Source organism: Streptomyces sp. NPDC054796 (genome assembly GCF_053611545.1).
On sequence record NZ_JBSHAO010000107.1, the window covers coordinates 1 to 11,542 of the forward strand.

Consider the following 11,542-nt stretch of genomic DNA (forward strand, 5'->3'; position numbering starts at 1 on the left):
TTTACGGGTTTCCCCCGGCACTCGTCGCCACCACTTGCGGGGACACCCCACCACGTCCCCTCCCACCCGGTGGCCAACTAACGGCCGGTGACCCCACCGCTTGTTCCCATGCTGTGGACCGGTGCCGTGTCGGAGGGGCCCAGCTCTGTCACGGGAAGCCGACGGCGGCGGCTCGCCACCCCTGTTGTGGGCAAGCGTCCCGCTCGGCGAGGGGGCGCCTCCCAGCGGTAGCTGGGGGAGGGTGGGCGCAACCCACCCACCGGCCCGCACCCGTGCAACGAAACCCCAAAGGGCACCGGGAGAGCGGGTCCCGGCAGGGGGAGCGGAGCCGTCAGCGCACCGTGTCGTGAACGAATCGCAGTGAGTGGTGGAAGACGTCCTCCACCTGGGCGTCGCTCGCCCCGTGCCACCCGTGGTCGGCGCCGGGCACGTAGCGCAGCTCGACGGGAACGTCCGACTCCCGCAGCCGCGCTGCCAGTTCCTCGCTGTGCGAGCGGGACACCATGGTGTCCCGCTCCCCGTGGACGAGGAGGAACGGCGGCGCACCGTTGCGTACGTGGGTCACCGGGCTGGCCGCGCGGGCCGCCTCGGGCACGGCGGCCGGGGCCGCGCCCAGGAGGCGGGCCTCCGGGGTGGCGTCGGAGTGCGGGTCGAAGCCGCCGCGCGGGGCCGTCAGATCGCTCGGCCCGTACCAGACGACGGCGCCGACGGGGGCCGGGTCCGTGACGGTGAGGGCGAGCAGCGAGGCCAGATGGCCGCCCGCCGACTCGCCCCACACGACCGTACGCGCCGTGTCGAGGCCGAGTTCGCCGGAGCGGAGGCCGAGCCAGCGCAGCGCGGCACGCAGGTCGTCCAGCGGCGCGGGGAACGTGGCCTCGCCGCTGAGCCGGTAGTCGGCGCTGGCCACGGCGACACCGGACGCCGCGAGGCGGGCGAAGGGCCCGGGGTTCCACTCGCGCATCCGGAAGCCGATGTCCTCGCGCCGCCCGCGCCGCCAGGCGCCCCCGTGCACGCACAGCACCACGGGTACGGGCCCTTCGGTGGCGGCGGCCGGCGGCAGCCACAGGTCGAGTTCGAGGGGACGGCCGCCCTCGGGGACAGCGTAAGGGACGCCCCGCAGCAGCTTCACACCGGACGCGCACGGCGCGGCGGGCGGCAGGGGCGCGACGTCCGGATGCGGCGCCCCGATGAGACCCAGCAGCTCGGGCGAGGGCCCTGACGTGGGCTCGGGCGCGGACGGGGACAGGGGCAGGGACGCGTCGGCCCCGGTACCGGGGCCGCTCACCGGGTCCGCCATTCGTGGTCGGGAAGGAATCGCACGTCGTACTCCTGGGGAACGGTGCCGAACTTCTCCGGGGAGGGTACGACGGGTTCGCGCGGCAGCCCGCGCCCCTCGGCGGGCGCGCCCAGCGTCTCGAAGAACCGCTCGAAGGTGCCGCCGGGTCCAGCGGCGACCCCGATGACCTGGCTGTGGTGCCGCTCCATGCGGTAGGCGTGCGGGCAGTTCTTCGGGACGAAGCCGAAGTCGCCCGACGTCAGCAGCTTCTCCTGCTGCGTCCCCTCCGTGTCCTCCACGAAGAGCCGGACCGCGCCGTTCGCGATGTAGAAGACCTCGTATGTGTCGGGGTGCACGTGGGCCGGGATGAGGTCGCCCTTGGGGCCCTCGCAGGTGAAGAAGTTGAAGAGGTTCTCGGTCTGCTCGCCGCCCGCGTAGATGGTGATCAGGTCGCCGAACAGATGGGCGCGGTCACCCTCGCCCTTCTCGATGAAGTAGGGCTTGCCGGGCTCGGCGGGAATGGCCGAGGCGCGACGGTAGCGGGTGGCGTACTCGATCGTCATGTTCTCTCCCAGGGAACGGGTTCTATGTCAGGGTACCTGACATAGAACGCCGCTCGTCAACACCGCGCCGCTACGCTCGTCGCACACCCCCTGCCGCCCCCCCCCGCATGTGAGGACCGCATGACCGCCACACGCCGTGACCTGCCCCAGTTGCTCGGGGACGCCCGGCGCTGGTTCGAGGAGGCGCTGCTGTCGGCGCTGGCGGAGGCGGGGGAGACCCCCGTCACGCCGACCCAGGCGCGGCTGTTCGCCGTGCTCGACGAGCGGGGCACCACGGTCTCCGAGCTGGCCCGCCGGATGGGCGTCACCCGGCAGACCGCGCACCAGGCCGTGCACGAACTGGTCGCGGGAGGGCTGCTGGAACAGCTTCCCGACCCGGACTCGGGCCGCCGTCGCCTCATCCGTCGCACCCCGGCGGGGGAGCGCGTGCACCACAGGGCCGGACGTGTCCTCGCCGACCTGGAGCGGGAGCTGGCCGACCGTATCGGCGCTTCGACGGTCGCCGCGCTGCGCGCCGCGCTGGAGACCCCCTGGGGGCGGCCGCCGGGGCCGGAAGCGGACTGACCGGCCGGTTCCGGCGCCTTCGTCGCGCCCCGTCGCGGGTGTGCAACCTTCGCCGTTCCCCATGTGTCCACAGGGGTGTACGTGGCCTGACGGCAGGTTGACAACAGAAGGAAGCGGCGATGACGCACATAAGACGCCCGGATGTCCGCAGCGCCCCCGCTGCCCGACGTGACCGCGGAGGGCGGGGTGCCCGTGCGGCGGCGCCACTGGCCGCGGCGCTGCTGGTGACGGGCGGCCTGACCGCCTGGTCGCTCGCCCCGCAGGAGGCGCACGCGGCGGAGAGGACGGAGACGAAGGCGGCGGCCTTTGACATCAACGGCGACAATTTCGCCGACCTCGTCACCGGCGCCCCCGGCGGCACGGTCTCTGGCCAGGCCCGGGCGGGGTACGTGGCGGTGACGTACGGCGGTGAGGACGGCATCGATCCCGACCGCCGTACGGTCGTCAGCCGCTCCACGAGCGGGGTGCCGGGATCCGCCGTCGCCAAGCAGGGCTTCGGCGCGACGTTCAGCAAGGGCGATCTCGACGGGGACGGCTTCGGCGACGTCGTCATCGGCTCCCAGGACGAGGGCGCGAGCAGCGTCATCCTGTGGGGTTCGGCGTCGGGCCTGACCGGCGGCACGGCGGTCGACGGCTTCGGACAGGCCCCGCAGACGGGCGACTTCGACGGCGACGGCAAGACCGACCTCGCCCTCTTCGGCGACCCCGGCAGCTACGGCGACGACCCCCCGGCCCAGCCCGCGAACCTGTGGAAGGGGCCCGTCTCGCGTGCGGGGGTGCCGGCCGCGAAGGTGGACTTCCTGGACGAGTCCGAGTGGAACGGCTACGACGATGACGCGCCGGGCGCCGAGTGTGCCACCAACGACTCGTGCATCGACGGGCCCGACTCGGTCAGCGGCCCCACCGTCGGCCAGGCAACGGGCGACGTCAACGGCGACGGCCGCGACGACATCGTCACCCACCGGTACGAGGGTGACGGGGTGTGGGGCAACGGCGTACTGCTCGGCGGCGCCAAGGGCTTCACGAAGTCCTCCGTGCCCGGCTACGGCGGCGCGATCGGCGTGGGCGACGTGGACGGCGACGGCTACGACGACGTGGTGGTCGGCGACAACGACGCGACGAGCAAGGTCACCATCTCCTTCGGCTCGGCCTCCGGACCCTCCACCACCCGCACGCAGTCCTTCGACCAGTCCCTGCCGGGCTTCTACGGCGCGCAGGAGGACGGCGACCGCGTCGGCTCCTGCGTCGCGGTGGCCGACGTGACGGGCGACGGCCGCGCGGAGGTCGCGCTCGGCGTCAGCGGCGAGGACTTCGGCGGGCTGACGGACGCGGGCGGGTTCGCGCTGCTGCACGGCACCGAGTCGGGCGTCACCGGCACCGGGAGCCAGGTCATGCACCAGGACACCGAGGGCGTGCCCGGCGTCGCCGAGGACAACGACGCGTTCGGTGCGGCCTGCGAACTCCTCGACATCAACGGTGACGGCCACCGCGATCTGACCGTCTCCTCGACGGCGGAGAACGCGTCGGCGGGCGCGGTGTGGGCCCTGCGCGGCACCGCCGACGGGCTGACGGCGAAGTCGGCCGCGGCGCTCGACCCCGACGACGTCGGCGGCGCCGTCACCAAGGCGCTCTTCGGCAGCTTCCTGCGCTGACCGTCGCCGGGGAGTCCGAAGGGGCTTGAACGGGGGAACGCGAAGGGGGCCCGGCGATGTGCCGGGTCCCCGGGCCCCCTGGCCTCAGCGGCCCACGCGGATGCGGTGCACCTGGTCCTCGCCCCCGGGCCCCGCACCGGACTTGTCGACCACGTAGGCGGCGCCGCCCTTGTCCGTCTGGACATGGTTGGGGTTGGCGCCAGTGTTCAGCGTCTCGATGACGGTGCCCTCGCGCGGGTCCACGACGGTGACGTCGCCCGCCGTGCGGTTGGCGACCAGGACGCGGCCGGAGCGCGCGTCGGTGGCCACGGACAGCGCGCCCCCGCCGGTCGGCACGGTCCTGCTGACGGCGCCCTCGCGCAGGTCGATGACCGAGAGGGTGCCGCCGGTCTGGTCGGCCGTGTAGGCGGTGCGACCGTCCCGCGAGAGGGAGACGGAGATGGGTCCGTCACCTGCCGGTATCAGCCGGGGCGTCGTGCTGTGGCGGCCGATCCCGATGAGCTGGTCGCCGTTCAGGTCGGTGGCGTAGACGGTGCCGGTCCGCTCGTCGACCGTCAGACCCGCCGGGCTCGAACCCTCCACCGTGACGCGCTTCTTCTCCTTGTACGTGCGCGTGTCGAACGCGACGACGCTGCCGTCGCTGAAGCCGCTCGCCCACGCCGTGTCGTGCCGCTCGTCGACGACGACCTCGCGGGCGTGCGCCACGCCCGGCAGGGTGGCCAGATGCTCGCCGGAGCGCTGGCTGTAGACGGCAACGGAGTCGTCGTGGGTGTTCGTGGTCCACACGGTGTTGTGCTCGTCGTCCACCGCGACCCCGTAGACGGCCTCCACGGCGCCGGTGGCCGGGTCCGTGACGGGCGGGGTGACCGTGTCCTTCACCTTCAGTGTTCTCGGGTCCACCTTCAGCAGGCTGGAGGAGGCGACCGGCGGTCTGCCGACGGAGGCGGTGGCCCACAGCACGTCGTTCCGCTCGGAGTACGCGGACTGGTAGAGGCCCTTCACGAGGGCCCCGGAGGTGACGGACGACCCGGCGGAGTGGTTCTTGTGCGCGCTCGCGGTCACGGTCGTGGTCGGGCTCGCGTTCGCGGTGCCGGTGAGGGTCAGGCAACTGCCGGCGGTCAGCGCGGTGGCGAGGGCGAGGGTGCGAAGGGCGCGGCGGGTGGGTGAGGACGAGGACATGCGGCGTCGGTCTCCTTCACGGAAGTGCCTCTGGAGGAGAGGCGTTCGAAAGGAATGTTAGCTTAGCCTTACCTAAGTTGACCTTCCCGTCGTCCCACTTGCCCCGCCGCCCTCCCCGCCCCGCTTCCCTCCCGTCGGGCGTCAGGAAGCGGCCCTGAAACCGCGCAGCCGGAGGCTGTTGCCGACGACGAAGACCGACGAGAAGGCCATCGCCGCCCCCGCGATCATCGGGTTGAGCAGCCCCGCCGCGGCGAGCGGCAGCGCCGCGACGTTGTAGGCGAAGGCCCAGAAGAGGTTGGACCTGATGGCGCCGAGCGTCCTCCTGGCGAGCCGTACGGCATCGGCCGCCGCGCGCAGATCGCCCCGTACGAGGGTCAGATCGGACGCCTCGATCGCGGCGTCCGTGCCCGTGCCCATCGCCAGGCCCAGATCGGCCTGGGCGAGCGCGGCGGCGTCATTGACCCCGTCCCCGACCATCGCCACCGAACGGCCCTCGCCTTGGAGCCGCTTGACGACGTCGAGCTTGTCCTGCGGCATGACCTCGGCGATCACCTCGTCCGCACCGATGCCGACCTCGCGGGCCACCGCCTCGGCAGCGGCCCGGTGGTCGCCGGTCAGCAGCACGGGGGCCAGCCCCAGCGCGCGCAGCCGCCTCACCGCCTCCGCGCTGGTCGGCTTCACCGCGTCCGCGACGACGAGGACGGCGCGTGCCTCCCCGTCCCAGGCCACCACGACGGCCGTGCGCCCGGCGGCCTCCGCCTCGGCCTTGGCGCGCACCAGGGGCGCGGGCAGTTCCATGGCCCACTCGGCGAGCAGCTTCTCCCGGCCGACGAGGACCGCGTGCCCCTCGACGATCCCCTGGACGCCCAGTCCGGGCACGTTGGCGAAGTCCTCCGGCACGGGCAGCGCGCCGACCCTGGCGGCGGCACCCGTGGCGACGGCCCGCGCGACGGGGTGCTCGGAGGAGTGCTCCAGCGCGCCCGCGAGACGCAGCACGCCCTCCTCGTCCTCGCCCTCGGCGGTGTGCACGGCGAGCAGGGTCATCTTTCCCGTGGTGACGGTGCCGGTCTTGTCCAGGACGACGGTGTCCACGCGCCGCGTCGACTCCAGCACCTCGGGACCCTTGATGAGGATGCCGAGCTGGGCGCCGCGCCCCGTGCCGACCAGGAGCGCCGTGGGCGTGGCCAGGCCGAGGGCGCAGGGGCAGGCGATGATCAGCACGGCGACGGCCGCGGTGAACGCGACGGTCAGGCCCGCGCCGTTGCCCAGCCAGAAGGCGAGCGTGGCGAGGGCGAGGGCGATCACGACGGGCACGAATACCGCCGAGATCCGGTCCGCGAGGCGCTGCGCCGCCGCCTTCCCGTTCTGCGCCTCCTCCACCAGCCTGGCCATCCGGGCCAGTTGGGTGTCGGCGCCGACGCGGGTGGCCTCGACGACCAGGCGCCCGCCGGCGTTCACGGTGGCACCCGTCACGGCGCTGCCCACGGTGGCCTCCACGGGCACGGACTCGCCCGTCAGCATGGAGACGTCCACGGCGGAGGCGCCCTCGACCACGGTGCCGTCGGTGGCGATCTTCTCGCCGGGGCGGACGAGGAAGCGGTCGCCGACCTGGAGCGCGGAGGTGGGGATCAGCTCCTCCCGGCTGCCGGTCCGTCCGTCGGACCGCGCGACTGGCTGTCCGTCGGACTGTCCGTCGGACCGCCCGTCCGACTGTCCGTCGCGCAGGACGGTGACCTCCCTGGCGCCCAGCTCCAGCAGCGCCTTCAGCGCGGCACCCGCCTTGCGCTTGGAGCGGGCCTCGAAGTAGCGGCCCGCGAGGATGAAGGCGGTGACGCCCGCGGCGGCCTCCAGATAGATGTTCCCGGCGCCGTCGCCGCGGGCGATGGTCAGCTCGAAGGGGTGCGTCATGCCGGGCTCGCCCGCCGTGCCGAGGAACAGGGCCCACAGCGACCACAGGAACGCGGCCGACGTGCCGACCGAGATCAGCGTGTCCATGGTGGCCGCGCCGTGCCGCGCGTTGGTGAAGGCGGCCCGGTGGAAAGGCCAGGCCGCGTAGGTGACCACGGGCGCGGCGAGGGCCAGGGAGAGCCACTGCCAGTAGGTGAACTGGAGGGCCGGGACCATGGCCATCGCGATCACGGGGACGGCCAGGACGACGGCGGTGAGCAGGCGCTGACGCAGGGGGCGGAGGGCGTCGTCCTCGGCGCCGTGCGTCGGGGGCGCCGCGTGTGCCGGGTCCGGCGGGGGCTCCGGGGTGGGCTCCCGCGCGGTGTAGCCGGTGGCCTCGACGGTGGCGATCAGGTCCCGTACGGCGACGTCCGGGCCGAAGGTGACCCTGGCCTTCTCCGTCGCGTAGTTGACGGTGGCCTCGACGCCGTCCATGCGGTTGAGCTTCTTCTCGACGCGCGCCGCACACGAGGCGCAGGTCATGCCGCCGATGGCGAGTTCGACCCGGGTGCCTTGGGTGTGCTGCGCGGCGGGGCCGGTCGTGGTGGTGGTCATCTCTGCTCCTGAGACGGTCGCGACGATGTACCCCTAGGGGGTATCTCCATGTGATCCATGTATACCCCCACCCCGTATGGATGGCAAGTCGTTCCCGGCGCTTGACAGAGTACCCCTGGGGGGTATCTTGAGCTGACGAAACCACCCCACTGTCCGCGTCCTCGCCTCAGGAGACCGCCATGCACAACGGACTGAAGATCACCGCATTCGCCGCCGCGCTCACCGCGACGTTCGGCGCCGCCTGGGGCGTCGGCGCGGCCGTCGATCCCGTCGTCGCGCGGGAGCGGCCCGCCGCGCACGGCGACGGGCACGAGAAGGAGCACGAGAAGGAGCACGAGAAAGAGGGGGAGACGGGGGAGGCGGGGGCGCACCAGGGCTTGCCCGGCGGCCTCCAGATCTCCGACGGCGGCTACACGCTCGACCTCCACACCCCGCGCGTCACGGCGGGGAAGCGGACCGAGCTGCGCTTCTCCGTGCTCGACGAGAAGGGAGAGAAGGTCACCGCGTACGAGCGGGAACACGGCAAGGAGCTGCACTTCATCGTCGCCTCGCGCGATCTCACCGGCTACCGCCACCTCCACCCCGAGCGGGCTGCCGACGGGACGTGGAGCGTCACCACCGAGCTGCCCGAGGCGGGCGGCTATCGCGCGTTCGCCGACTTCAAGCCCACCGGGGCCGGGGGCGGGTCCGGCGAGAAGAGCGGCGAGGGCGGTGAGGGCGTCACCCTCGGCGCCGACCTCGCCGCCACCGGCGCCTACGCACCGGAGTCGCTGCCCAAGGCTGCCACCACAGCGCGCGTCGACGGCTACGAGGTCGCGCTCTCCGGATCACTGCGCCCGGGAGCGGCGCGCGAGCTGAAGCTGACCGTCACCAAGGACGGCAGGCGGGTCACCGATCTCCAGCCCTACCTCGGCGCGTACGGCCACCTCGTGGCCCTGCGCGCGGGCGACCTCGCCTATCTGCACGTTCACCCGCACGGCGAACCCGGCGACGGCACTACGAAGCCAGGACCCGGCGTCACCTTCACCGCGACGGCCCCCAGCCCCGGCGCGTACCGCCTCTTCCTCGACTTCCGGCACGAGGGGAAGGTGCGCACCGCCGCCTTCACCGTCCACGCGGGCGGCGCGGACGGCGCAGGTGCGCGGCCCGAAGATACTGAGGGCGCCAAGCATGCCCAGGGGCATCAGCACTGACGGCGTGGCCGCACGCCCTTCGTCACCGGATCGCCCGCCGCCACTTCCCGGACGGTCCGGAGGAAGCCCGGGGCCAAGGGGTGCGCGTGGCGGCGCGGGCAGGCCACGGCGATGACCAGGGGCTCGACGTCCTTCACGGGGCGCCAGACGAGGTCGGGGTGCGAGTAGTAGGCGGCCATCGACTCGGTGGCGAGGCAGACACCCGCGCCCGTCGCGACATGTTCGAGCATCTCCTCGACGTTGTCGTTCGACGGCCCCCATACAGGCTCGGAGCCGTCGGGCCGGGGGTTGACGGCCCACCAGTCGACCCAGGCGCGCGGGGCCTTGCGCGTCCACATCAGGGGCTCGTGCCGCAGCGCCTCCGCCTCACCGCCCCAGTCGAAGCGTTTTGGCTCGGCGGTGACGCCGGGGTGGCGCTCGGAGAGGCGGCCTTCCTGCGGGCCGACGTCCGCCAGGAGTGGGAGGTCAGGGCCCTCGTCGAAGCGTGCGTCCACCGCTACGGCCGCATCGACATGGCCTTCAACAACGCCGGGGTCGAGAGCCCGCGTGCCGCGCGGCTGCACGAGCAGTCGTACGCCGACATGGAGGACGTCTGGCGGACCAACGCCGGAGGCGTCTTCCTCGCGATGAAATACGAGCTGCCGCGGATGGTGGCCCAGGGCGGCGGCGTCATCGTCAACACCTCCTCGATCTCGGCCGAGGAGATGGCCCGGGTGATGATGTGGCTCGGTTCCGGCGAGGCGGCCCCGCTGATCGGGACGGACGTCGACGTCTCCGGTGGCTATCTGACCGGCTGACCGGCTGACCTGGGCTCACGGGCTGCCGACGACCCGGGGTCAGAATATCTGATACGGGTGCGGTAGAAATTTCCGAGTGCGTGCCGAGGTTTATTTTCCGTGCCGACGACGCTGAGATCGAATCCGTTGACAGGGGGCGTTGCCGTGTTAGCGTTGATCGCAGTTGCAGTTGTGGTTCCCAAAGACTTCAGGTGCTCTACCGGAGAGCTTTCTCCGCGGAGCGCTGGTGTATTTCGGTATTTCCGGACGGGTAATCATCGCGGCAGCTCCGGCGCTGGCACAGTGCGAGTTCCGGGTACCGCCCCGAAGGAGATGTATTTTGGCTACTGGCACCGTTAAGTGGTTCAACGCGGAAAAGGGCTTCGGCTTCATCGAGCAGGAGGGCGGCGGCGCTGACGTCTTCGCTCACTACTCGAACATCAACGCCACCGGCTTCCGTGAGCTGCTCGAAGGCCAGAAGGTAAGCTTCGACGTCACCCAGGGCCAGAAGGGCCCGCAGGCGGAGAACATCGTTCCCGCCTGAAGCTGACGCTCTCAACGAGCTGTGGCCCGCACCCCAGGGTGCGGGTCACAGCTCGTTGGTTTTCCGGGCCCCAGATGCGTCATGGGGCCGAATTCCTGCTTTCAGCGGTTCGTATGCGCGGGGGGCGGGTGCCGGGAAAGCGCCGGTGCGGCTCGACGGCTAACCGTTCTGACGGGAGCGGATCTCGGCGTTGATGCGCTGAGCCTCTTCGAGCTGGTCCTCCAGCACGATGATGCGGCAGGCGGCGTCCAGGGGAGTGCCGTCATCGATGAGTTCCCGCGCGCGGGCGGCGATACGGAGCTGATAGCGGGAGTAGCGGCGGTGACCGCCCTCGGACCGCAGCGGACTGATCAGCTTCGCCTTGTCCAGGCTCCGCAGGAACCCGGGAGTCGTCCCCAGCATCTCGGCCGCCCTGCCCATGCTGTAGGCGGGGTAATCCTCATCATCGAACTTGCTGTCGATGCTCTGTGCTTCTGGGTCCATCGCACCTTCCATGGTTCTTCACGGGCCGAGGGCCCCGGCGCGCACGCGCCGAGGCCCTGGGATCGGTTTCATATGCCTGCTTCACGCATTCCCGGCAGTTCGTCGTCTGCCGGGCCGTCGAGATGCTCTCTCATCGGGTGACGGGCAAGATGCTAGCTAGGGCAAGACGGAATGTCTACCTTGGCCACGGCAGATTTTCTACGGGGCTGGGCGGCGGTTGAGCGCGGGTCCCTACCCGTCGCGTGGCGGGTGCGGCCGGAGCCGTCGAGAGGCGACGGATCAGAGCAGTGTGATGGCCGCGAAGAGGGCGAATCCCACCAGGATGACGATGATCAGGGCGAGGCCGGTGGGGTTGCGGGGGTTGAGCTTGTAACCGGGGTACTTGCCGCGCCGCTCGTAGCGGAACAGCGGCTCCTCAGAGTCAGGCACCTTTCGAGGCTACCGCGCCGAGCCGCTCTCGCACGGGAGCACGGCGCGGGACCGCGTGTGCGATCGCGCCCGGCGAGTGCTCAGCCGGTGCTGGATCCGGAGGTGAGCGGGGGTGCGGGGAACGGGGAGCGGGGGAGACGTCGCGATGGTGGAGCTGCTGCCCAGGGGGACGGTCGCGTGACGCGGAAGGACGCAGCGGTTGGCGGGGCGGGAGCGTGCGTTGCGGCGGGATGGCAGTGCGCGGGAGCGGGCGGAGGGGGATACGGATACCTCGACGTGTCGTGATGACAAGTGTGAGGTCGGCGAGCCGGTCGATGTGGCGACCGGTGAGATGGTCATGTCTGTCACGGATGTGGAGTTGCCGGGTGTGCTGCCGTTGGT

The 11,542-nt window shown here is 71.9% G+C and carries 13 protein-coding genes; 6 read left to right on the forward strand and 7 right to left on the reverse strand.

Annotated elements, in window-relative coordinates; genetic code table 11:
• Nucleotides 1-331: 331 nt before the first annotated feature.
• Nucleotides 332-1,297, reverse strand: coding sequence for an alpha/beta hydrolase fold domain-containing protein (locus ACWGJ2_RS39175; protein WP_453351179.1), 966 nt, complete (start codon nt 1,295-1,297; stop codon nt 332-334).
• Nucleotides 1,282-1,839: a quercetin 2,3-dioxygenase gene (locus ACWGJ2_RS39180; RefSeq protein WP_453351180.1), complete on the reverse strand. Its 558-nt coding sequence runs from the start codon at nt 1,837-1,839 to the stop codon at nt 1,282-1,284. The genes ACWGJ2_RS39175 and ACWGJ2_RS39180 overlap by 16 nt, the downstream gene beginning before the upstream one ends.
• 120 nt (nt 1,840-1,959) lie before the next feature.
• On the opposite strand from ACWGJ2_RS39180, the gene ACWGJ2_RS39185 reads away from it, so the two are divergent.
• Both ACWGJ2_RS39185 and ACWGJ2_RS39190 read left to right on the forward strand, forming a co-directional pair.
• A complete protein-coding gene (locus tag ACWGJ2_RS39185; protein ID WP_453351181.1) occupies nt 1,960-2,403 on the forward strand; it encodes a MarR family winged helix-turn-helix transcriptional regulator in 444 nt (147 codons plus the stop codon).
• Nucleotides 2,404-2,522: 119 nt separating this feature from the next.
• Nucleotides 2,523-4,055, forward strand: a complete 1,533-nt coding sequence (locus ACWGJ2_RS39190; protein WP_453351182.1) for a hypothetical protein — start codon at nt 2,523-2,525, stop codon at nt 4,053-4,055.
• Nucleotides 4,056-4,139: 84 nt separating this feature from the next.
• Here the strand turns inward: ACWGJ2_RS39190 and ACWGJ2_RS39195 are convergent, their stop codons facing one another.
• Together ACWGJ2_RS39195 and ACWGJ2_RS39200 are read right to left on the reverse strand one after the other, a co-directional pair.
• Entirely contained in the window at nt 4,140-5,234 is a 1,095-nt protein-coding gene (locus ACWGJ2_RS39195; RefSeq protein ID WP_453351183.1) for a YncE family protein, read from the reverse strand.
• 141 nt (nt 5,235-5,375) lie between these two features.
• Nucleotides 5,376-7,736: a heavy metal translocating P-type ATPase gene (locus ACWGJ2_RS39200; protein ID WP_453351184.1), complete on the reverse strand. Its 2,361-nt coding sequence runs from the start codon at nt 7,734-7,736 to the stop codon at nt 5,376-5,378.
• Between the two features lie 179 nt (nt 7,737-7,915).
• Here ACWGJ2_RS39200 and ACWGJ2_RS39205 point away from each other — a divergent pair, with 179 nt between their 5' ends.
• Nucleotides 7,916-8,929: a hypothetical protein gene (locus tag ACWGJ2_RS39205; RefSeq protein WP_453351185.1), complete on the forward strand. Its 1,014-nt coding sequence runs from the start codon at nt 7,916-7,918 to the stop codon at nt 8,927-8,929.
• On the opposite strand, the gene ACWGJ2_RS39210 is transcribed toward ACWGJ2_RS39205, so the two are convergent.
• Nucleotides 8,920-9,267 (reverse strand): LysR substrate-binding domain-containing protein, encoded by a 348-nt coding sequence (locus ACWGJ2_RS39210; protein ID WP_453351186.1) that lies wholly within the window; start codon nt 9,265-9,267, stop codon nt 8,920-8,922. The two genes, ACWGJ2_RS39205 and ACWGJ2_RS39210, sit on opposite strands and share 10 nt — an antisense overlap.
• 9 nt (nt 9,268-9,276) lie before the next feature.
• Between ACWGJ2_RS39210 and ACWGJ2_RS39215 the strand changes: the two genes are divergently transcribed.
• Together ACWGJ2_RS39215 and ACWGJ2_RS39220 are read left to right on the forward strand one after the other, a co-directional pair.
• Nucleotides 9,277-9,726 carry an SDR family oxidoreductase gene (locus tag ACWGJ2_RS39215; protein ID WP_453351187.1) on the forward strand — a complete coding sequence of 150 codons (450 nt, stop codon included), beginning with the start codon at nt 9,277-9,279 and terminating at the stop codon, nt 9,724-9,726.
• A 319-nt stretch (nt 9,727-10,045) separates the two neighbouring features.
• On the forward strand, nt 10,046-10,249 hold the full coding sequence (locus ACWGJ2_RS39220; RefSeq protein ID WP_031058283.1) for a cold-shock protein: 204 nt from the start codon (nt 10,046-10,048) through the stop codon (nt 10,247-10,249).
• 159 nt (nt 10,250-10,408) lie between these two features.
• On the opposite strand, the gene ACWGJ2_RS39225 is transcribed toward ACWGJ2_RS39220, so the two are convergent.
• Nucleotides 10,409-10,732: a MerR family transcriptional regulator gene (locus ACWGJ2_RS39225; protein ID WP_453351188.1), complete on the reverse strand. Its 324-nt coding sequence runs from the start codon at nt 10,730-10,732 to the stop codon at nt 10,409-10,411.
• Nucleotides 10,733-11,011: 279 nt separating this feature from the next.
• Nucleotides 11,012-11,161: a hypothetical protein gene (locus ACWGJ2_RS39230; protein WP_453351189.1), complete on the reverse strand. Its 150-nt coding sequence runs from the start codon at nt 11,159-11,161 to the stop codon at nt 11,012-11,014.
• A 199-nt stretch (nt 11,162-11,360) separates the two neighbouring features.
• On the opposite strand from ACWGJ2_RS39230, the gene ACWGJ2_RS39235 reads away from it, so the two are divergent.
• Nucleotides 11,361-11,542, forward strand: a 182-nt coding sequence (locus tag ACWGJ2_RS39235; RefSeq protein ID WP_453351190.1) for a DUF6531 domain-containing protein, incomplete at its 3' end; no start/stop codon positions are given.